Here is a 20,429-nt window from a genome sequence, read left to right on the forward strand (position 1 = left end):
CGGCCGCCGTGCCGCGAGGGAGACGTTCAAACCGCCCGCCCGCCAACCCGTGGTATGGCCGACGTCCCGCTCGAACACGCCCACCGCGAACCCGACAGCGACACAGCCGCCGCGGTCTTCGTCCTCCACGGCCGCGGCGCCGACGAGAAGGACCTCCTGCCGGTCGCCCAACGGCTCCCCGGCGAGCGCCACGTGATCAGTTTCCGCGCGCCCGACCGCCTGCAGGGCGGCTACACCTGGTACGACCTCGACCTCTCGGCGGGCGGCCTCGAATCGAGCCAGCCCGACCCCGAGGGGTTCCGCCGCAGCCTCGACCTCGTCGCCGAGTCCGTCGACGCCGCCGTCGACGCCTACGACCTGGATCCGGATGACCTCGGTCTACTGGGGTTCAGTCAGGGCGCCATCACCAGCCTCTCGCTCGTCCTCGAACAGCCCGACACGTTCGCGTGGGTCGCCGCCCACCACGGCTACCTCGCGGAGTCCCACGCCGACCGCTCGCCCGAGGGCATCGCGGGCAAGCCGGTCTTCGTCGGCGCCGGCGCGGCCGACCAGATCATCCCGGCGAACCGGTGTGAGGCCGCCGCCGAGGGGATGCGCGAGGCCGGCGCCGACGTGAGCTTCGAGACCTTCACGGGCGGCCACGGGATCGGCCCGGACGAGCTCGACGCCGTCTCCGAGTTCGTCGAGCAGTCCGACTAACCGGTCTCCGTCGCCGTCCCGTCCTCCGTCGTCGGCGTCTCCGTGGCGGTCGCGTTCCGGGCCGCGGACAACCAGTCCGGCGGCGTCACGTCGACGGCCTCGAACTGGTAGTCGAGCGCGAACCGGACCTGCTCGCGCTCGCCGTCGTCGTCGCTGTCGGGCAGCGTGTAGCTCGCCCGGATCGTCGTGATCACGCCCCGGTTGGAGACGATCAGTAGCGCCTCGTACTCCTCGACCTCGCTCTCGAGGAGGGCCGGCGCGTCGCCGTCGATCTCGACGCGATACGTCGGACAGTCGGTGTCGTACTCGATCGCACACGTGACGACCGCCTCGTCGGCGCCGACGAAGTAGCGGTAGAGGTACGTTTCGACGTTCGCGTCGATCGTCGTCGCCGGGTACTCCGCGAGGTCGTACCGTGCGTACCGCGTCTCGTTCGGGAAGCTGATCCGGCGGAACACGTCGCTCCCGCCGGCGTAGGTCTCGTCCGTGACCCGGGTCGACCAGTTGTCCTCCGGTCGAACGACCGCCCGCCGTCGCGCGTAGTGACTCGCGTTCGCGATCCGCGCCGTCGCGTTCCGGACCGTGTTCGCGCCCGTCGAGCTACCCGAGGGCGACGTGAGCTCCCACGCTACGACCCGCGATCGGTTCCGGACGCCATCGACGTGGGCCTCGGCCAGTGCCGTCGGGTCGACGACGCCCGCCCGCGTGACCCCGGGACTGAGCCCCGGCATCGCCGTCGGCGTCGGGCTTTCGGCGCCGATGGCGCCCCCGTCAGCCCCTTCCGGCGTCCCGTTGGCCACCGTGATCGGCGACTGGGTCGGGCCGTCACCGCCCGTGAGCGGCGGGCCGGCGGCGACGACGCCGACGAGTACGACCAACAGGATCGCCACGATCGCTCGACGGTTCTCGCCGAGGGCGGGGATCGCCGCCAGCACGGTGTCGAGGAGGCCCGCCTCGTCCGCCTCGTCTGTGACAGTCCGCTCCAGCGGTCGATCGACCCCCTCCGCGTAGATCTCGGCGGCGGTCTCGCGCTCGATCCCGTACAGCAGCAGGTCGCGCAGATCCGCGGGCGGGACGTACGCGACGCCCGCCTCCACCGCGGCCGCCTGGACGGCCTCGCGGTCGCGTGCGGCCACGATCGTGTCGACGCCGTCCAGATCCGGGGTCCCGAACCGGCCGGGGTCGGCGACCCGGATCCGCCGTCGGTCGTCGCCCCGTTCTGCGACGACGACGCCGGCCTCGACGGTCGTCTCCCAGCCGCGGGCGGCCCAGACCGCGCTGACGAACTCGGTCCGCTCGCTCGCTGGGAGGCCGCGGAACTCGCTCGCGAACGCGTCGACGGAGACCGGCGGCATTGGTGGGTACTGGGCTGACGACTCCAAAAGCGCACCGGCGACGGCGCGACCGCCGGCCCCTCAGAGCCCCGGGACGAACCCGACCGCGCCGACAGTCTCGAGCACCATCCAGGAGAGGAACACCGCGTAGACGCCGAGCAGCACCGTGGCCTCGCGATCCGAGAGGTGGAGATCCGTCCGGAGCATGGTGAACAGCGCCACCGTGGCGACGACGAGGAACGCCATCATCGGTACTGCGACGCCGTAGTTCACCACGGCGCCGCCGGCGAGCACGATCCCCGCGGGCACGGCTACCAGCAGGTCGAACACGTTGCTCCCGAGCACGTTCCCGAGGCTGGTGATCCCCCGGCCCTTCCGTGCGGCGCGGACCGAGACCAGCGTGTCCGGGAGCGAGGTGGCGGCGGCGACGACCGTGAGCCCCCAGACCGCCTCGGGGACGCCGAGGGTCGTGGCGAACACGTCGGCGCCGTAGACGAACCCCTCGACGGCGACGAGCACGAGCGCGAGGCTGAGCAGGAGTGACCCCCACTGTCGTCGCACGTTGACTGACTCCGTCAGCGGTTCGGCGACGTACTCGACGGTGTCCGCGTACTGGATGAACACGTAGAGCCCGTAGAGCGCGATGGGGAGCATCCCGAGCCACGGGGGGATATCCGCGACCAGCCGGCCGCTCTCGTGGGGGTAGTAGATGACACCCAGCGAGAACACAAGCAGGAGCGCGGCGACGGAGAGCATGTAGAACAGCGCCTCCTTGTACACCACGTCGCGGTTGGCGTTCAGCTCGTCCTCGGCCAGCAGCGCGGAGACGCCGGGGATCACGAGCACGTTGAACACCGCCGAGCCGACGACGGCGCCGACGCCCAGGTCGAACGTGTCGTGGATCACCACCGACAGCACTGCGATGGAGAGTTCGGGGAAGCTCGAACCGATCGCGGCGACGACCGACCCCTGTATCACCGGCGGTAGCCCGTAGTGGCCGGCGAGCTGGTTGCTGGCCTCCTCCAGCATATCCGACCCCAGCCAGACGACGGCGGTCGCGACGACCGTGACGACGGTCGCGAGCAGCACCGACATGGACGGGCGTTCAAACGGCCCACTCAAAACGGCACCGTCCGACGGCGACGGGCGCGCTCGATCGAGTTCGGGTACCCACCGCGATCGGTGAACCGATCCCCGGCACCGATCAGCCGCGTTCGGTAGCCCTAAACGCGCGCACCCCCAATCCGGGGGTATGAGCGTCGCCAAGACCGTCGAGGACCTCGGCGCCGAACTGGGGGAGCGGATCGCCGCCACTGACGAGTACGAGCGCTTCGAGGAAGCCAAACGGGCCGTCGAGGGGAGCGAGGAGGCCCAGCAGCGCATCTCCGAGTTCGAGTCGCTCCGCGCCGAGCTCACCACGGCCCGCCAGACCGGCGAGGCCGATCAGGAACTGGTCGACGAGGTCCGGCAGGCCCAACACGAGCTCCACTCGCTGCCGGAGATGGCCGAGTACCTCGAGGCCGAGGAGGAACTGCAGGCCCGCCTGCAGGCGGTGAACAACGCTATCTCCTCGGAGCTCGTCGTCGACTTCGGCGGCGAAGCCGGCGGCTGCTGTCGAGACTAGCACGCGACGCGACGGCGGCGGTCGAGACCCCGAGATTTCTTGCCGGATCACGCGACCAGTAGCGCCATGCTCGCGATCGCCGGCGGCAAGGGCGGGGTCGGGAAGACGACCACGACGCTCGGGCTCGCCGCCGCGCTCCCCGACCGCCCGCTCGTCGTCGACGCCGACAGGGACATGCCCGACCTGCACGCCCTCGCCCGCGTTCCGCGCTCGAACGAGGACCCCACGGACGACCCGCCACTGGCCGCCGATCACGGTTGTCGCGTCCTCCCCGTCCCCAACGGAGAGCTCCCGCCGGCAGCCGAGCGGTTGGCAGCGGTCCGGGCGGACTGGGAAGCGGATGGTGCCCCTGCCCGATCGACGGTACTGGTCGACACCCCCGCAGGTGCCGGCATCGACGCCGCGACGCCGCTGCGGGCCGCCGATGGGGCGGTGCTGGTCAGCACGGCCTGTGCCCCGGCGCTCCGGAACGCCGCCAAGACGGCAGCGATGGCCCGGGCGGTCGACACGCCCGTCGTCGGTGCCGTGCTGACCCGTACCGCCGTTCGCCCCCCGAACGCTGCCGAGCTGCTCGGCTGTCCGGTGCTCGCCGCCGTCCCGAGGGTCGACGGCCGGCCGCTCGATGCCCGACGGGTCCGGGAACGCTACGAGCGGGCCGCCACGGCGCTCCGGGACCGGGCGGACGTGGTCCCTGGCTGATACCCGCACGGAACGCTTTTGCCCCCCAAACGAGTAACGCTCCCCATGGCTCGGCGGCTCTCGACAGGCATCAACGTCCTCGACCGGGAGCTCGAGGGCGGTCTCCCCGCGGGCTCTATCGTGCTGCTCACCGCGGAGCCCGCCAGCCAGTCCGAGCTGTTCCTCTACGAACTCACGGCCGCACGGCCGACGCTGTACCTGACGACCGTCCGGTCCGATCAGGCCGTCATCGACGGCATCGAGCGGACCAACACCCGTACCGGCGACCCGAACGTCCGCGACGTGGGCGGCGACGCGCCGCTGGACCAGGCGAACCGCCTGATCGGTACCCTCCCCGAGGGGGCGACGCTGATCATCGACGTGGTCGACAGCTTAGAGCGCTACGACCGCGCTCGCTTCCGGCGCTTCCTCAACGAGCTCCAGACGGTGATGGTGAACACCGGCGGGCTCGCGATCCTGCACGGGTTGAACGGCGTCGACGTGCCGGACAACCGCGACGTGACCGCCCACGTCGCCGACGTGGTGTTCGACCTGCGGACGACCATCACCAACGCCGAGATCGAGAACCGTCTCGTCGTCCCCAAGTTCCGCGGCGGCAAGGCGCTGGCCGAACCGATCAAGCTCCGGCTGGCCGAGAGCGTCAACATCGACACCTCGCGGGACATCGCCTGACGCGCATCCTCCCGACCCCACACCCTCAGTTCTCGCCGCGGGCGATCACGCCGCTGCTGCTCGACTGAAACAGCGCCCCGTCCGTGACGATCGGTTGCCCGCCCCCGTCCGTCGAAACCGTCCACCGCTCTCTGCCGTCCGTGACTGCCCGTGCAGTGAGGCCACGATCGCCGTCGCGGAACACCACCGCGTCGCCGGCGACCGTCGGCGTCCCGACCCGGCCGTCGTCGACCTCGTGACGCCACGCCTCCTCGCCGTCCCGGTCGATCGCGTAGAGTCGGTCGCCCGCCGGGACGAACACGCGCTCGTCCCCGACAGCTACTGCCCGCGGGTCGGGTTCGAGCACGTTGACCGTCCAGCGGTGCTGACCGTCGGTATCGAGCGCGGTCACCATCCCGTGGCTTCGAACGACCACGAGGTCCTCCGTCACCACCGGCCCCTCGGTCACGGCACCGGTCGAGACTCGCCAGTGCTCCTCGCCGGTGTCGGCGTCGAGGGCGACGACGCCGGTGTTCCCGGACGCCGAGCCGAGGTACAGCGTGCCGTCGTGGACGGCGACCGCGTTCGGGAAGGTTCGCCCGCCGTCGCCGGCGTCGATCCGGCGGGTCCACCGCACGTCCCCCGCCAGCGCGCCGAGCGCGTGGACGCGACCCCGCCAGTCGCCGACGTACACGACGCCCTCGGCGACCGTCGGCGGCGCGGTGAGGCGGGCCGCCACGTCGTTGAGCCACTCCTCCTCGCCGTATCGCGGGTTGAAACAGACGACGCGGCCGCGTTCGGTCGATCGCTTCGCACCGACGACGATTCGGTCCGGGCTCACGGCGGGGGCGCCGTTGGGCTGGACGCGGAGGGGCACCTGCCAGCGGAGCTCCCCGTCGCCGGCCGACAGCGCGTACAGTCGGTATCGGGAGCGCGCCGTCCCGCTGACGGCGTCGGCGGGGACGTACAGGTCGCCGTCGGCCAGCGACGGCGTCCTGACCCCGCGAACGTCGTCGAACTCGGTCCGCCAGACACGGGTCGGCTCGCTCGGGCCGGCGTCGACGCGGCGCGCGTGGCCGGCGTCCCGCCCGTCCATCGGCCACTTCCCGTCGACTGTCCCGAGGTCGTTCGAGGCCGAGCCGACCGACAGACAGCCGGAGAGCGCCGCGCCAACCCCGAGCGCGGCCAACAGGTCCCGACGCGTTGTGGAGGGCATACACTCGACACCCCGCGGCGACAAGTTGAACCTTGCGACCATTAGGTTCGCTATCGCGAATAACGATTTACGAGTTGGATTAGCCCCACACGCAACTGTCGAAGGACACCGCGCCGAGAGACCGGGGCGGCAACTGAACCGACCGTTACGTCCTTCCGGAGTGGGCCCATCACCCCGACAAATGAGCCGCCGACAGGGAGACGCCGTGATCGACGTGACGGAGCTGACGGTACGGTTCGACGACGTGCTCGCGCTCGATTCGGTCTCCCTGTCGGTCGACGCCGGCGAGTTCGTCACCGTCGTCGGGCCCTCGGGGTGTGGGAAGACCACGCTGCTCCGGAGCGTCGGCGGGCTCCAGTCACCCACTGCGGGCGAAGTCAGGGTCGACGGCGATCCCCCCGAGTCGGCGCAGGCGGCCGGCGACCTCGGCGTCGTCTTCCAGTCCCACACCTTGTTCCCCTGGAAGACGGCGTTGGAGAACGTCACCTTCCTCCGGGAACTCGCCGGTCGGGACCCCGATCGCGACCGTGCTCGCGAGCGCCTCGTCGCCGCGGGACTGGGCGGCGCCGTCGACGCCTATCCCCGGGAGCTCTCCGGCGGGATGTGCCAGCGCGTCGCCATCGTTCGCGCGATGCACCTCGGTGCGTCGACGCTGCTGATGGACGAACCGTTCGGCGAACTCGACGAACTCACGCGTTACGACATGGCCGCCTCGGTGCTCGATAGCTGGCGTGACTCCGACCGGACGGTGCTGTTCGTGACCCACAGCGTCCCGGAGGCGGTGCTGCTGGGCGACAGGGTGATCGTGATGGCCGACGACCCCGGACGGATCGTCGACCGTGTGTCCGTCTCGGTCCCGAGACCCCGCGAGGAGGCGACGATGGACACGCCCGCGTTCGCCGACCAGGTCGCCGACATCAGGCGGGTACTCCGGCAGAACCGCACCGAGGACACACACCCCGACAGATGACCGCCGGTCGCCTTCCCGAGTGGGCGTACCCCGCCGTGACCCTCGTCGGCGCCGTCGTCCTCTGGGCCGGGTTCGTGAGCCTGTTCGACGTGCCGGCGTACCTGCTTCCCCACCCCCTCGCGGTGGGGCGACGCCTCGCGGGCGATCCGGGGCTCTACGCCGACGCCGCCGTGGCGACGACGGTCAAGGTACTGGTCGGCGGCGCCGCGGGCTCGCTGGCCGGGTTCGTGCTCGGTGTCGCCGTCGGCGAACTGCCGCCGCTCTGGCGGGCGGTCTCGCCGTACTTGATCGCGGCACGCGTGCTCCCCGTCGTCGCGATCGCCCCGCTGCTGCTGATCTACTTCGGCACCGGGTTCGCCACCGGGATCGCGTTCGTGGCGCTGATGACGCTGTTCCCGATGGCCGTGAGCACCGCCGCCGGCTTCCGGCAGACCCCCGAGGCAGCGCTCGACCTCGCGGCATCCGTCGACGCCCCCCGACACCGCGTCCTGCTCTCGATACGGCTTCCCTACGCCGTTCCCGACGTGGTCGGCGGCCTCCGACAGGCGGCGACGCTGGCCGTCGTGGGAAGCGTGCTCGCGGAGTGGTTCGTCGCCGACAGCGGGCTGGGCTACCTGATCCTCGTCGCCGCCGAGAACGTCCGCCCCGACGTGTTACTCGCCGCGCTGTCGGTCGTGTTCCTCGTCGGGTTTTCGCTCTACGGCGCGGTCGGCCTGCTCGGTTCGCGCCTCCGTCGGGCCGTCGCGTGATCAGTCCGCGATCCCCCAACGCCGCCTCACGGCTCGCTCGAGGAGCGCTGCGGTCCCGTAGAACGCCACTCCGAAGAGGGCGATCACGATGAGGTACGCGAACAGTTCGGCCGTCCGGACGAACCGGCCCGCTTCCCAGACGCCCGCACCGAGGCCGCCCCGCAGCGCGAGGAGTTCGGCGACGACCGTCCCCGTCACCGCGAGCGCGGCGCCGAGTTTCACCCCCGCGAACACGCTCGGGAGCGCCGCCGGCACGCGAACCGAGCGGAACGTCTGCCACTCCGACGCGCCGACGGAGGCCAACAGGTCGAGCGACGCCTGGGGCGTCGACGCCAGCCCATCGATCGAGGCGACAGTGACCGGAAACGTCGTCATCAGGGAGACGAGCAGGACCCGGACCGGGACGCCCGTCCCGAACCAGAGCAACACCAGCGGCGCCACGGCGGTCAGCGGTGCGATCCGGAACCCGACGACCGTCGGTTCGACGACCGCCCGACCCGGGGCGGAGCTAACTGCCACGAACGCGAGGCCGAGCCCGATCACCGAACCGAGGCCGAGCCCCCCGGCCGCCGTGAACCCCGAAATCGCCACTGCTCGGGCGAACGTCGACGGCTCGGCGATGACGGTGGCGACGACCGCCGCCGGGGCCGGGAGGAGTATCCGCGGCGTCGTCGCCGCGGCCACGTGCCACCAGCCGAGGAGGACGAGCGACACCACGGCGGGCGGCCCGACCCGTCCGACAAGTCCGGAGCGAGGGATCACGAGACGCGTTCGGCGTACTCGCCGACGTACTCGTCGTCCGTGTCGAGGTACTCGTTGGTCCAGACGCCGGCGGGATCGGCGACCTCGCCCGAGTCCGCCTCGCGGAGCGCGTCGGCGACGGTGGTCCAGGGGGCGGACTCGTGCCAGCCCCAGCCGTGCGCCTCGACGGCAGGTCCGACCACGTGCGCTTCGGCCATCCGGTCCCACGTGGCCCGTGTCTGTTCGCGCACCTCGGCGAGGCTCTCGTTGGCGTCGACGACGGCGTCGACGCCGGCTTCGGGGTTGTTCGTCGCCCACGCGGCGCCGCGGGCGGTCCCCCGGAGGAACGCGCGCACCGTCTCGGGGTTCTCCGCGGCGTAGTCGGGGGCGGTCGCGAGCAGGTGGCCGTAGGCCGGGACCTGCTCGGCGACCTGCAGGCTGTCCACGGTCGCGCCCTGATAGCGAGCGTCGATGGCGTCCCCGAACACGCCGCCCGCGGCGTCGACGTCGCCGTCGAGCAGGCGCTGGACGGTGTTGTAGCCGGCGTCGACGAGTTCGACCTCCTCACGGACGTCGACGGCCTCGAGGTACAGTTCGGTCAGCTTCCGCACCATCCCCGGGCCCGTCCCGACACGCGTGCCGGCGAGCTGCCCGGGATCGTCGAGCGGTTCGCCAAGCGATTCCCGCGTCGCGAACACGACGGTCGGGGTTCGCTGCATCATCACCGCGATCGAGGTGACGTCGACGCCGCCGCCGTCGGTCAGCAGCACCTGATCGCTGCTCGTGACTGCGAACTCCGTGTTCCCCAGCCCGGCTTGCCGGGCGGCGAAATCCGACCCGTCGCCCCCGCGGATCTCCGAGACGGTGATCCCCTCCTCCTCGTAGAACCCCTGCGCTCTGGCCGCGTAGTAGGGCACGTGCAGCCCGTTGGGCGTCCAGTTCAACAGCAGGCTCACGCTGTCGGAGCCGCCCCGTGGGAGGCCGACACAGCCGGCGGTGAGGGCGCCGGCGCCGAGCGAGGCGAGGACCGAGCGTCTGGTCCGTGACACGGCCGCTACCGGGGTCCCGTCGGAAATAAACGTAGCGGATAGCCGACTGGGGCGTGGTAACGCATTACAGACTCTCTCTCGCCCGAATTCGGCCGATACCGGGGTCCGATAACGGAACCGATAAACGGTTCACAGCCGTAGTGCGTGACCGTGAAAGTACCAGACAGCGCGAGCCGACGGTCCCTCCTGCGAACGATCGGTGCCGGTGTCGTTGCGACGTCAGTCGTCGCCGGTTCAGCGGGCGCACAGGAGTCGGAGACGGCAACCGGCGGCGAGACCCACGAGGTCAGCATGGTCTCGAGCGACGACGGCGAGTACTACTTCGACCCCGTCGGGCTCCACGTCCAGCCCGGGGACACGATCCGGTGGACGATCGAGAGCGGCTCCCACAACGTCGTCTCCTACGACGAGCGCATCCCGGAGGGCGCCGACACCTTCGACACCGAGGTCATCAGCGAGGGCTCACACGAACTGACCTTCTCCACGGAAGGCACGTACGACTACTACTGCATGCCCCACCAGTCGCTGGGGATGGTCGGCCGGTTCGTCGTCAGCGAGCCCGGCGGCCCCGCCGAGGGGAGCAGCCCCCAACACGGCGACGTGCCCGAATCGAGCGCGATCGTCGAGCAGGGATCCATCGCTTACGACGAGTTCACCGGTAGCGACGAGACGGCGACGCCGGAGAGCACGCCGACGGACACCGCGACCGCCGCCCCCGACGACGAGACCACCGAGGCCAGCGGCCCCGGGTTCACGGCGACCGGCGCGCTCTCGGCTATCGGCGCCGGCGCGCTGCTGCGGGCCTACCGTAACCGCGACGAGTAACCCCTCACGGGGTGCAGCGGCGATTTTTCGACGCGTCTTCTCGGGAGTGGTGACCCGTCCCGCCACACCCGATTTCGATATCGCGGAATACGATTTACACGTCGGCGCTCAGTCGAACCGGTAGACGTGTGAGAGGTACGTCTCCCGGACCTGGTCCCCCCAGTTGTGGGTGTACGTGTCGATCACGTCGCTGGCCACGTCCCCGCGGAGGTACTTCACGATGCCCCTGTCGCCGGTCCGATCCCGGAGGTGGGTGGTGAAGAAGTGCCGGAAGTAGTGGGGCGTGACGTTCTCCCCCGCGCCGGCGCCGGTCTCGTACCAGCCCATCTCCTCGGCGTACCCGCGAACGTAGTGTCGTACCGCCCTGGCGGAGAGTCGTCGGCCCCAGTCGGTGGCCGTCGAGACGAACAGCGGGTCGGCCTCGCTCGGGGTATCCGGGCGGATCGCCAGCCAGCGTCGGAGCGACCGTCGGAGTTCGTCGTCGACGGGGATCACCGTCGAGCGTTTGCGCTTGTTCGACTCCTCCCGGACCTCGCCGTTGTAGGCCTCGCCCCGGGCGGGCGCGCTGTCGACGTAGACCGCGTCGCCGCGGCCGTCCAGCTGGGGCCGGCCGTCGAGGTCGTACCCCTCGAGTCCGGGGTCCGCCAACCGGAGGTCCCGGCAGTCGAGGTTACAGAGCTCGCCCACGCGCATCCCGGTTTTCAACAGCGTGAGGACGACCGCGTGGTGGAGCGGGTGGCGGATCCGCCCGAGGAACTCCCCCATCGTCGCCACGTCCACGTCGCGCCGTTCGGGGTCCTTCTCGATGGACTCGTCCATCTCCTCCATCACTAGCGCCATGGGGTTCTCGTCGAACGCGCCCACCCGGTTCATGTAGTCGTAGAACCGGTTGACGGTGGTCGCGTAGGTCGCGACGGTGCTCGGTGAGAGCTCGTCCCGCACCGAGTGGACCCACGCGAGACAGTCGCGGTGGCCGGCCGATCCGGCGTCGACGCCGCGGTCGTCGAGGAAGGCGGCGAACCCCCTGAGAACCCGCTCGTAGGCGTCACGGGTGCGCTCGGCCCGACCGTGCATCTCCATGTCCTCGAGGTAGTAGTCGATCGGATCGGCCACCTCGGGATCCGCCTGCCTACTCGCCATCGAGAACGTACCCCCCCTTCCGGCCGCTGTAGCGGATCGCCTCGGACTCCTGGGTGATCCGGTCGAGCCGGTCCTCGAAGTCCCCGAGGACCGCGTCAACCAGTTCCTCCCAGTCGACCGCCTCGTCGGCCGAGAGTGTCCCGTGGACCCGCGCTTCGAGGCCGTCACCCCTGGGGTCGGCGCCCGGAGAACCGCCCTGCTCGGGGTTACTCGGTCCCCCGGACTCGTCGGCCGCCTCGAAGCCGCTGCGGCCCGCCTGGACCATCGTCCGGACGAACTCACTCTGACTCATCCCGAGTTCGTCGGCGGCCTCGCGCCACGCCTCGCGCTGGTGGGCAGGGACTCGCGTCTTGACCTGGACCGTCTCGCTGTCGGCGTCTGCGCCCATGGGTCGTGGCTCTGTCGCGGGCCACATTAACGTACCGGAAGCGAGGATTAGGGCCTTAATCCTCGCGGTGGGGACCGAACACCCGCCGAAAGCTGGTACCGGTTGCGTTTATTTCGATCATTTGGTGCCGGCAAGGTCGATTACGCTGCTCTCGTCGTCCGGTCCCGCTAACGTCGATTACCGTGTGAGCTCGAACGGCGGGTCGGCGTCCTCGGGAAGCGGGTTCTCGTAGCCGTCCACTTCCCCTTCGAACTCCTCCCGGGCCGCAGCCAGTCGCTGGTCGTCAGTGAGTAGATCCAGCGCCGTGCCGGCCAGCAGCTTGGCGGCGTAGGGGACCGCGGACCGGCCGAAGTCCCCGTTGGCGACGACGGCCTGCCAGGAGTGGCCCGGAGTGCCGAGTGCCCACGTCGTCGCGCGGAACTGTGCCGTCGGCGTGATCTGGCTCACTTCGCCCACGTCGGTCGAGCCGCCGCCGGTCTCGCCGTCGTCGAAGGCGTCCATCGGTTCCCCGTACAGTGCGGCGTCGGCGGCGGCCTCGTCGTGTGGCGGTTCGAACTCCGAGAGGCTGTCCTCGATAGCGCCTTCTGGGAAGGTTTCCTGCAGTTCCCCGGCGAGTTCGTGCTCCTCGCTGTCGAACTCGACCGCCCCGAGTTCGGCCATGTTCTCGCGGAACGTGTCCGCGATGGCGCCGTTGGAGACCAGTCGGTGACAGCCCGTGTAGTACCGCTCGCTCACCGTCGTCCGGGTCATCGTCGCCGCGCCGTCGGCGACCTCGCGCAGCCACGCGGTCACGCGCTCGACGCCCTCGCGCGTGGGCGCACGCACGAAGTACCAGACCGAGGCTTCGGCGGGGACGACGTTGGGCGCGTCGCCGCCCTCCTGGACGTTGTAGTGGACGCGCACCTCCTCGGGGACGTGTTCGCGCATGTACTCGACGCCCGTGTTGAGGAGTTGAACGGCATCGAGCGCGCTCCGGCCGGACTCCGGCGACGCCGCGGCGTGGGCGCTCTCGCCCTCGAAGGTGAAGGAAAGCGAGTCGAGCGCGAGCGAACTCCCGCGCTGGGGGGCGGTGTGATCGCTGGGGTGCCAGGTGACGGCGGCGTCGAGGTCGTCGAAGACGCCGTCCCGGGCCATGAACGTCTTGCCGACCAGCGTCTCCTCGGCGGGGCAGCCGTAGAACCGCAGTTCGCCGTCGGCATCCCCCCGTTCCAGCGCCCGGGACACGGCGATCGCGGCGCCGACGCCCGCCGTGCCGAACAGGTTGTGCCCGCAGCCGTGGCCCGGGCCGGCGGCCTCGATCGGCTCCCGCTCCGCGCTGACGGCCTGTGAGAGCCCCGGCAGCGCGTCGTACTCCCCGAGGATCCCGATGGTGGGTCCGTCGCCGGATCCGTAGCTCGCGACGAACGCCGTGGGCATGTCGCCGACGCCCGCCTCGATCTCGAAGCCGGCCGCGTCGAGCGTCTCGCGGAGCAGCCTGCTGGCTCGCTCCTCGTGGAGGCCCAGCTCCGGGTGCTCCCACTGCTCCACGGCGAGCTCGTCCATCCGTTCGGCCAAGTCGTCGACGTCCGCGAACAGTCGCTGTTTCACGCCCCGAGCGGGGGCTGGCGGGGGCTTAACTCCTCGGCCGGCGGTGAGTGAGGCCTGTTCCGGCGCTTCCGAGGTGTCGTCGGTGTGTCTTGTAAACTTCATAGCGCTATATCGAAAACCCGCGCCCGTCCAACCGGGCCGGGCGGACTGCCGGAACTGATCACTGAGCGGGCTGCCGACCGAATTCTCGCGACGACCGCTCAGGACATTCCCCAAGACTAACCGCTCCCCTCCCGAACCCGTCGACATGGCCGACAGCGGAAACTTCGACGGGGACGGGCGGTCGGTGCGAGTCATCGGCGCGCCGACGGACTACGGGCAGGATCGCCGTGGCGTCGACATGGGGCCGTCAGCGATCCGCTACGGAGGGCTGAGTGACGGGTTGGCGGAGGCCGGGGTGGCCACCGAAGACACGGGGGACCTACTCGTCCCGCGGGCTGAGGAGCGCGATCCGGACTACCGGACGCCCAGCGAGGGGAAGGCCCGCTTCCTCCGGGAGACCGAGGACGTCTGTAGCCGGCTCGCGAGCGAGGTCCGGGAGTCGCTCGCGGACGGGCACACGCCGCTGGTGTTGGGCGGCGACCACTCGATCGCCATCGGGACCGTGTCCGGGGCCGCCGCGGAGGCCGACGTCGGCGCCGTCTGGTTCGACGCCCACGGCGACCTGAACACCCCGACGACGACACCCTCCGGTAACGTCCACGGGATGCCGCTCGCGGCGTTGCTGGGTGTCAGGGAGTGGGAGGACGTCGACTGGGCCAACGCCCCGCGTCTCGCCCCCGAGAACGTCGCCATCGTGGGGCTGCGGTCGCTCGACGACGCCGAGCGGGAGATCCTTCGGGACAGCCCGATCAGCGCGTACACGATGTCGGAGATCGACGACCGGAGCCTGGCCGACGTCGTCGAGGACGCGCTGGCGGTCGCGAGCGACGGCACCGAGGGGTATCACGTCAGCCTCGATCTCGACTGGCTGGATCCGACGATCGCGCCCGGCGTCGGGACGCCGGTTCGGGGCGGTGTCGACTACCGGGAGGCTCACCACGCGATGGAGCAGGTCGCCGAGGACGGCGGCATGCGCTCGATGGAGCTCGTCGAGGTCAACCCGACGCTCGACCAGCACAACGAGACCGCCGAACTGGCCGTCGAACTCGCGGCCAGCGCCTTCGGCAAGCGCATCCTGTAGATACCCACGTTCGTGTATTTCTCGACTGGATCGGACAGCAACGTTTACACTCCCGTGCTCATACTCTCCGGGCATGTCCGAGACCGTACTGGTTGTCGGCGGCGGCGGTCGGGAACACGCGATCACGCGTGCGCTGGCGCCCGACGCCGAGGTCTACGCGCTTTCGAGCAACCGCAACCCCGGGATCGCCGCGCTGGCGGCGGGAACCGAGACGGCCGAGGAGACTGACACCGACGCCGTCGTCGAGTACGCCGAGTCCGTCGGCGCCGACGCGGCGGTCGTGGGGCCCGAGGCGGCGCTCGCGGCGGGTGCCGCCGACGCGCTGAACGCGGCGGGGGTGTTCACGTTCGGCCCGACAGCCGACGCCGCCCGGATCGAGACGGACAAAGCGTTCCAACGGGAGTTCATGGCCGACAACGACATCCCCGGGACGCCCGGGTTCGAGACGTTCGACGACGCCGCGGCGGCGGCCGACTACGTCGAGTCCGTCGGGGAGGACGTGGCGGTCAAGCCGACGGGACTCACCGGCGGGAAGGGCGTCCGAGTGACCGGCGACCAGGTGAGCCACGAGGAGGCCGCCGCCTACGTTCGCGGGAGCGACCACGACGAGTGGGTGATCGAGGAGCGACTGGTGGGCGAGGAGTTCACCGTTCAGGCGTTCGTCGCCGACGGGGAGGTCCGGCCGACCCCCGCCGTCCAGGACCACAAGCGCGCCTACGAGGGCGACGAGGGGCCGAACACCGGGGGGATGGGGAGTTACAGCGACGCCGGGCCGACGCTCCCGTTCATGACGCAGGAGGACTACCACGACGCCGTCGACGTGCTCGAGGCGACCGTCGGCGCGCTCCCGGAGTACACGGGCGTCCTGTACGGCCAGTTCATGCTCACTGCCGAGGGGCCGACGGTGGTCGAGTTCAACGCCCGCTTCGGCGACCCCGAGGCGATGAACGTGCTCCCGGTCATGGAGACGCCGCTGCTCGACGTCGTTGTCGCCGCCCGGGAGGGCGAGCGCCTCCCGGAACCGCGGTTCGCGAACCGCGCGACGGTCTGTAAGTACGCGGTCCCGGCGGGCTACCCGACGGATCCCGATTCCGGCGCCGAGATCGAGGTCGACGAGGCGACGGTCGAGGCAGCCGCGACGGCCCACGGCGGCGACGCGTTGCTGTTCTACGCCTCCGTCGACGCCCGGGAGGCAGGGCTGTTCACCACGACCTCGCGATCGTTCGCGGTCGTCGGGCTCGGCGACGACATCCCGACGGCGGAGGGGATCGCTTCGGACGCGCTCGACGCTGCGGGCGAGGGACTCCGGATCAGGGAGGACATCGGGACCGAGGCGCTGGTCCGGTCGCGGGTAGACCACATGGCGTCGCTACGGGACTGAGAGGTCCGAAAAGGGGAGGCTACTACTCGAACTGCTGGACGACTTCGAGGTCGCGATCGGTCCGCATGAACTGTGCGAGCCGGCGGGTCGCGTGACAGTCGGGGCAGCTGAGGTTCTGGTCGGTGTCGGGCAGGTCGCTCGGGTTCGACTCCCACTCTTTGTTACACTCCGGACACAGTAGACGGACGAACGCTTCGACCATGTCCTTCAGTGGGACCCGGCGGCCGATAAAGCTTGTCGCGGATCAGGCGGGGTGAGTCATGTTCGCCATCAGCTGGCGGACGTTGGGTCCCTCCTCGTCCTCGCGCTCCTGCGGGAAGATGCCGATGGGGACCACCACGTCCGACTCGTGGTTGAAGTTCGCGATGAGCAGGAACACCGGCACCTCGTTGCCGTCGACGGTGACGGTCGCGGAGAGCTTCGTGACGGTCCGGGTGGAACCGAGCACGTCGACCTCCTCCTCTGACTCGCGGCTCACGTCGCTCATGCCGTCGAACCGCTGCTGGAAGCGCTGGGCGAGCTCCTTGTTGCTCATGTTCGAGATGGGGTTGAACGTCTGGCCCGCGACCCCGACCTGCGGGGAGGTGAAGGCCGCGAAGACGCCGACGTCCGAACTGCCGAGCGGCCCGAGGTCGATCTCCTTCCGGTACTCGGTCACGGTGTTGGTGATCTCGACGTCCTGGCCCGCGAACGTCCGGCTCATGGTCGGCTCGCGCTGGCCGGTCCGTTCGTAGCCCGTGTCGCCGGTGTCGGTCACCGCGAACTCGGCGCTGAAGCTCGTCGATCCGCTACAGCCGGCCAGTCCCGCGATCCCGGCGACCGTTAACGTACCGACTGCTCGGCGAGTTAGCTCCATGGAGTACGCTTCCCGGGAACGGGCATAAGCTTCGTGGCCATCGTTCCGCGGGAACGACACGTCGTGGGCGGATCGGACGGTTCGCTCAGCTCCCCGGGAGGATGTCCCCGAGCGCGCCGCCGATCGCCATCCCGACGAAACAGACCGCCGTCTGGCAGAGCGCCACCCACGGCGCCGCCCAGTCGACGCGACCCCAGCCGGTCATCATCGCGAACGCGGCGACTGCAGCGATCGTGAGCAGCCCCGTCGGTCGGCGGGGGATCACGCCGAAAAGCGGGTCCACGACGCGGACGTCCTGGATCTCGGCCACGTAGAGCAGGCCGACGACGATACCGATCCCCGACAGGACGGTCCCGAGGAAGTACAGCGGGTGGAGCGCGAGATACTCGCCGGCCTCCAGGGTTCCGCCCTCGATCGCCATCGGGATCCCGAACACGACGCTGCCGACCAGCGCCTCGGCGGCGTCGTGGCGGTCGAACCCCCGTATCACCCGGCCGAACACGGGCGGCGTCTCGTCGATGCGTCTGGCCATCCGGATGGTGTCGCGAACGCGGGACTGGGTTTCCTCGTCCCCGTCCGCGACGGCGAGTTCCAACGCTTCGAGTTCGTCGAGCAGGTCGTCGACGTCCGGTTCGTCCTCGGGTTCGGTCTCGACGGCCATTCAGTCACCTCCCGACGTGGCGGCTCGGTTCGGGACGCCCCGACTCGTCCCGACAGCGTTGCTCGGCATACGCGAGTTCGTGACGGCGCCGAAGGTAAGCGTTTGGCTGGCGGGGAGGCGTCGGGTCGCGCGGGACCTCTCGCACTCCGTGCTGGTCTCCCACGCGGCGGGTCTCAGGGCACGTGGGCGCTGGTCCCGGCATCCCTCTTCAACGTTCGTCCGGTCACTCAAGTGGGAAGGCGCGACCACGTCCGACATGCCTAAACTGGCCGCCGCCCAGTCGTCGGTAGTGAGTTGGCGCGACCTGTTCGGCCACCCCGAACCCTACCCCGAGCAGCGCGACGGCATCGAGGCGGCCGTCGAGGCGGCCGAGAACGACGGCTTCCTCGCGCTGGAGGGGGCCTGCGGCACGGGGAAGACGATGCTCGCGCTCTCGGCGGGGCTGGATCGCGTGCGCGATCCGGAGTCGGGGTTCGAGCGCGTGCTCGTGTTGACCAGCGTCAAGCAGCAACTGCGCCAGTTCGAGGACGACCTCCGGACGATCAACGAGAACCTGCCCGCGAAGCACGATCCCGTCTCGGGGCTCACCCTCGTCGGGAAGGCCGACGTGTGCCCCTACGCCCGCGAGAACCGCGGCGGCGTCGACGACGAGAACGTCTACGACCGCTGTGAGGGACTCCGTGAACGTACCCGGAACCTCGTCGGCGACGGCGGCCCGACGACGGCGGACGGGCTGGCGAGTGGGGCCCGCAGCCAGCAGGTTGGCATCGCCGACTCGGGCAGCAGCGGTGCCGACTACCTCGAGACGGCCGGGGAACCGACCCCGTACCGCCCGGACACGGAGGAGTACGGCACCGGAACCGGGAGCACGGAGTACTGCCCGTTCTACGCGCAGTACCTCGCCGACCTGCCCGAGGACGGCGATCCGGCGGAGGCCGTCCCGTTCGACTTCACCGATCGGGGGTTGATCGACACCGAGGAACTGGTCAGTCTCGCCGCGGGTCACGGCAGCTGCCCGCACTCGATCATGGGCGCGGTTCTCGGCCACATGGAGGTCGTGATCGGGAACTACTACCACGCGTTCGACCCCACCACCTCCGGGCAGTTCACCGGCGCGCTCGTCGACGACTCGACGTTCGTGGTCTGTGACGAGGCCCACATGCTCGAACCGCGGGTGCGGGATCTCGTCAGCGACGGCGTGGGCGACCGGACGCTCCGGGACGCGGTCTCGGAGCTGACTCGCGTCGTCCAGGCGGTCGAGTTCGACGACGAACCGACGCCGTCGACGGGTACCGACGACGCCGACCTCGTCCGCGGCGAACTCCAGGAGAGCGACGTGAAACTGGACGAGCTCCGGAACGTGCGGGAGTTCTGCGAGTCGCTCCGCGAGGAACTGGACCGCCGGGTGAAGGCACACCTCGACAGCGAGCGCCCGGGCTGGCGCGCCGAACTGAACGAACTGGACGGCGCCGAACTCCCGCTCCGGGATCCGGAGACGCCCGGGACCGACGAGATCACGGACTGGGCCGAGCGTGCGGGGTTCGGCGAGGCGGTCTGGTCGCGTGCGGAGGTGGTCGGCGCCGTCGTCACCAGGATCCTGAACGAGTTGGAGGACGAGGACGCCTCCCGAGCGGTCACGACGGTCGGGCGGGTGCTGAACGCGTGGTACCGCGAGGACCACGAGTCCTTCTTCCGGGAGATCGAGTTGGAGCGAACGTGGGACGAGACCGAGCGCCCGGACTCGTGGCGACGGGCGTACAACGCGCGGCTCTCCCTGCACAACTGCGTCCCCAGCCGGGCCATCGGCGACCGCCTCGCCGAGTTCGGCGGCGGCGTGCTGATGTCCGCGACGCTGGAACCGCTCGACGTGTTCCGCGAGGTGACCGGATTGAACCACCTCGAACGCGAGGGACGGCCGGTCACGACCCGGAGCTACGGTCTCGGGTTCCCCGAGGACAACCGCGAGTCCTTCGCCGTCGACGCGCCGAAGTTCACCTACGGGAACCGTGGGGAACCGGGCGAGGCCACCGAGTGTCGGCGCCTGCACGTCGACGCCGCCGCGGCGGTCGCACGCTCGCCGGGGAACGTCCTCGTCGGGATGCCCAGCTACGGCGAAGCGGAGTGGATGGCCGAGCGACTGGAGGGGCGGCTCGACGAGCCGGTGCTGCTCGACAGCTCCTCGACCGACGAGGTGACCGAGGAGCTGAAAGCCGAGTTCTTCCGGGGCGAGCCGAAGGTGCTGGTGACGAGCATCCGCGGTACACTGACCGAGGGCGTCGACTACCAGGGCGACCGGCTCGCAGCCGCGGTGGTCTGTGGCGTCCCGATCATCAACACCGCCTCGCCCCGTACCCGGGCGGTGCGGACGGCGTACGACCGCGAGTTCGGGGACGGGTTCGAGACGGCCCTGACCGTTCCCGCGGTCCGCAAGGCCCGGCAGGCCATCGGCCGCGTCATCCGTGGGCCCGAGGAGGTGGGGATCCGTGCGCTCGTCGACGCCCGCTACGCCCGGAAATCGTGGAACTCCGTCCGGGAGTACCTCCCCGAACCGGAGCGCGCGGAGTTCCAGCCCGTCTCGTCGGACATGCTGGAACTCGGCGTCGACCGGTTCTGGGACCAGCATCGGTGACCGCGAGCGTCCCTCCGTCTTCGAACTCCCCGTCCGCGGCCACGGGA

General features: G+C 70.4%; 21 protein-coding genes. 10 read left to right on the forward strand and 11 right to left on the reverse strand.

The genetic code is table 11. The annotated features are described in order from the left end of the window. The first annotated feature begins 54 nt into the window (after positions 1-54). Positions 55-699, forward strand: a complete 645-nt coding sequence (locus BMZ83_RS01430; protein WP_074874869.1) for an alpha/beta hydrolase — start codon at positions 55-57, stop codon at positions 697-699. On the opposite strand, the gene BMZ83_RS01435 is transcribed toward BMZ83_RS01430, so the two are convergent. Both BMZ83_RS01435 and BMZ83_RS01440 read right to left on the reverse strand, forming a co-directional pair. Beyond that, positions 696-2,054, reverse strand: a complete 1,359-nt coding sequence (locus BMZ83_RS01435) for a hypothetical protein (RefSeq protein WP_074874871.1) — start codon at positions 2,052-2,054, stop codon at positions 696-698. The two genes, BMZ83_RS01430 and BMZ83_RS01435, sit on opposite strands and share 4 nt — an antisense overlap. 60 nt (positions 2,055-2,114) lie before the next feature. Then, positions 2,115-3,128 carry a sodium:calcium antiporter gene (locus tag BMZ83_RS01440; RefSeq protein ID WP_074874873.1) on the reverse strand — a complete coding sequence of 338 codons (1,014 nt, stop codon included), beginning with the start codon at positions 3,126-3,128 and terminating at the stop codon, positions 2,115-2,117. A 157-nt stretch (positions 3,129-3,285) separates the two neighbouring features. Here BMZ83_RS01440 and BMZ83_RS01445 point away from each other — a divergent pair, with 157 nt between their 5' ends. The 3 genes from BMZ83_RS01445 to BMZ83_RS01455 all read left to right on the forward strand — a co-directional run bounded on the left by BMZ83_RS01445 (position 3,286) and on the right by BMZ83_RS01455 (position 5,028). After that, positions 3,286-3,657 (forward strand): YlbF family regulator, encoded by a 372-nt coding sequence (locus tag BMZ83_RS01445; protein WP_074874875.1) that lies wholly within the window; start codon positions 3,286-3,288, stop codon positions 3,655-3,657. Positions 3,658-3,723: 66 nt separating this feature from the next. Further along, positions 3,724-4,356 (forward strand): MinD/ParA family ATP-binding protein, encoded by a 633-nt coding sequence (locus BMZ83_RS01450; protein WP_074874877.1) that lies wholly within the window; start codon positions 3,724-3,726, stop codon positions 4,354-4,356. A 45-nt stretch (positions 4,357-4,401) separates the two neighbouring features. Next, positions 4,402-5,028 carry an RAD55 family ATPase gene (locus tag BMZ83_RS01455; RefSeq protein ID WP_074874879.1) on the forward strand — a complete coding sequence of 209 codons (627 nt, stop codon included), beginning with the start codon at positions 4,402-4,404 and terminating at the stop codon, positions 5,026-5,028. Between the two features lie 25 nt (positions 5,029-5,053). Here BMZ83_RS01455 and BMZ83_RS01460 read toward each other — a convergent pair whose 3' ends face one another. Continuing rightward, entirely contained in the window at positions 5,054-6,223 is a 1,170-nt protein-coding gene (locus BMZ83_RS01460) for an outer membrane protein assembly factor BamB family protein (RefSeq protein ID WP_241729516.1), read from the reverse strand. Between the two features lie 181 nt (positions 6,224-6,404). Between BMZ83_RS01460 and BMZ83_RS01465 the strand changes: the two genes are divergently transcribed. Both BMZ83_RS01465 and BMZ83_RS01470 read left to right on the forward strand, forming a co-directional pair. Next, on the forward strand, positions 6,405-7,193 hold the full coding sequence (locus BMZ83_RS01465; protein ID WP_174955656.1) for an ABC transporter ATP-binding protein: 789 nt from the start codon (positions 6,405-6,407) through the stop codon (positions 7,191-7,193). Continuing rightward, positions 7,190-7,942, forward strand: coding sequence for an ABC transporter permease (locus BMZ83_RS01470; RefSeq protein WP_074874881.1), 753 nt, complete (start codon positions 7,190-7,192; stop codon positions 7,940-7,942). The genes BMZ83_RS01465 and BMZ83_RS01470 overlap by 4 nt, the downstream gene beginning before the upstream one ends. On the opposite strand, the gene BMZ83_RS01475 is transcribed toward BMZ83_RS01470, so the two are convergent. Next, the gene (locus BMZ83_RS01475) at positions 7,943-8,656 is read right to left on the reverse strand and encodes an ABC transporter permease (RefSeq protein ID WP_166623241.1); all 714 of its coding nucleotides are present in this window, start codon (positions 8,654-8,656) and stop codon (positions 7,943-7,945) included. Positions 8,657-8,700: 44 nt separating this feature from the next. Then, positions 8,701-9,732, reverse strand: coding sequence for an ABC transporter substrate-binding protein (locus BMZ83_RS01480; RefSeq protein ID WP_074874883.1), 1,032 nt, complete (start codon positions 9,730-9,732; stop codon positions 8,701-8,703). Between the two features lie 150 nt (positions 9,733-9,882). Between BMZ83_RS01480 and BMZ83_RS01485 the strand changes: the two genes are divergently transcribed. Further along, a complete protein-coding gene (locus tag BMZ83_RS01485) occupies positions 9,883-10,557 on the forward strand; it encodes a plastocyanin/azurin family copper-binding protein (protein WP_074874885.1) in 675 nt (224 codons plus the stop codon). A 108-nt stretch (positions 10,558-10,665) separates the two neighbouring features. Here BMZ83_RS01485 and BMZ83_RS01490 read toward each other — a convergent pair whose 3' ends face one another. From BMZ83_RS01490 to BMZ83_RS01500, 3 genes are all read right to left on the reverse strand, one after another. Continuing rightward, positions 10,666-11,697, reverse strand: a complete 1,032-nt coding sequence (locus BMZ83_RS01490) for a tyrosine-type recombinase/integrase (RefSeq protein WP_074874887.1) — start codon at positions 11,695-11,697, stop codon at positions 10,666-10,668. After that, a complete protein-coding gene (locus tag BMZ83_RS01495) occupies positions 11,687-12,085 on the reverse strand; it encodes a DUF5805 domain-containing protein (protein WP_074874889.1) in 399 nt (132 codons plus the stop codon). Before BMZ83_RS01495 ends, BMZ83_RS01490 begins: the two co-directional genes overlap by 11 nt. 177 nt (positions 12,086-12,262) lie before the next feature. Next, complete coding sequence (locus BMZ83_RS01500; protein ID WP_074875347.1) at positions 12,263-13,627, reverse strand: amidohydrolase; 1,365 nt, start codon at positions 13,625-13,627, stop codon at positions 12,263-12,265. A 292-nt stretch (positions 13,628-13,919) separates the two neighbouring features. On the opposite strand from BMZ83_RS01500, the gene rocF reads away from it, so the two are divergent. Then, the gene (rocF, locus tag BMZ83_RS01505; RefSeq protein ID WP_074874891.1) at positions 13,920-14,855 is read left to right on the forward strand and encodes an arginase; all 936 of its coding nucleotides are present in this window, start codon (positions 13,920-13,922) and stop codon (positions 14,853-14,855) included. A 73-nt stretch (positions 14,856-14,928) separates the two neighbouring features. Then, the gene (purD, locus tag BMZ83_RS01510) at positions 14,929-16,236 is read left to right on the forward strand and encodes a phosphoribosylamine--glycine ligase (RefSeq protein ID WP_074874893.1); all 1,308 of its coding nucleotides are present in this window, start codon (positions 14,929-14,931) and stop codon (positions 16,234-16,236) included. A 22-nt stretch (positions 16,237-16,258) separates the two neighbouring features. Here purD and BMZ83_RS01515 read toward each other — a convergent pair whose 3' ends face one another. From BMZ83_RS01515 to BMZ83_RS01525, 3 genes are all read right to left on the reverse strand, one after another. Further along, positions 16,259-16,438 (reverse strand): DUF7836 family putative zinc-binding protein, encoded by a 180-nt coding sequence (locus BMZ83_RS01515; RefSeq protein WP_074874895.1) that lies wholly within the window; start codon positions 16,436-16,438, stop codon positions 16,259-16,261. Between the two features lie 42 nt (positions 16,439-16,480). Then, positions 16,481-17,092, reverse strand: coding sequence for a DUF6517 family protein (locus BMZ83_RS01520; RefSeq protein WP_074874897.1), 612 nt, complete (start codon positions 17,090-17,092; stop codon positions 16,481-16,483). An 85-nt stretch (positions 17,093-17,177) separates the two neighbouring features. Continuing rightward, positions 17,178-17,753, reverse strand: a complete 576-nt coding sequence (locus BMZ83_RS01525) for a DUF2391 domain-containing protein (protein WP_074874899.1) — start codon at positions 17,751-17,753, stop codon at positions 17,178-17,180. A 256-nt stretch (positions 17,754-18,009) separates the two neighbouring features. Here BMZ83_RS01525 and BMZ83_RS01530 point away from each other — a divergent pair, with 256 nt between their 5' ends. Further along, entirely contained in the window at positions 18,010-20,382 is a 2,373-nt protein-coding gene (locus BMZ83_RS01530; protein WP_074874901.1) for an ATP-dependent DNA helicase, read from the forward strand. The last annotated feature ends 47 nt before the right edge of the window (positions 20,383-20,429 follow it).

Source organism: Halolamina pelagica, from assembly GCF_900115675.1.
Lineage (GTDB): Archaea > Halobacteriota > Halobacteria > Halobacteriales > Haloferacaceae > Halolamina > Halolamina pelagica.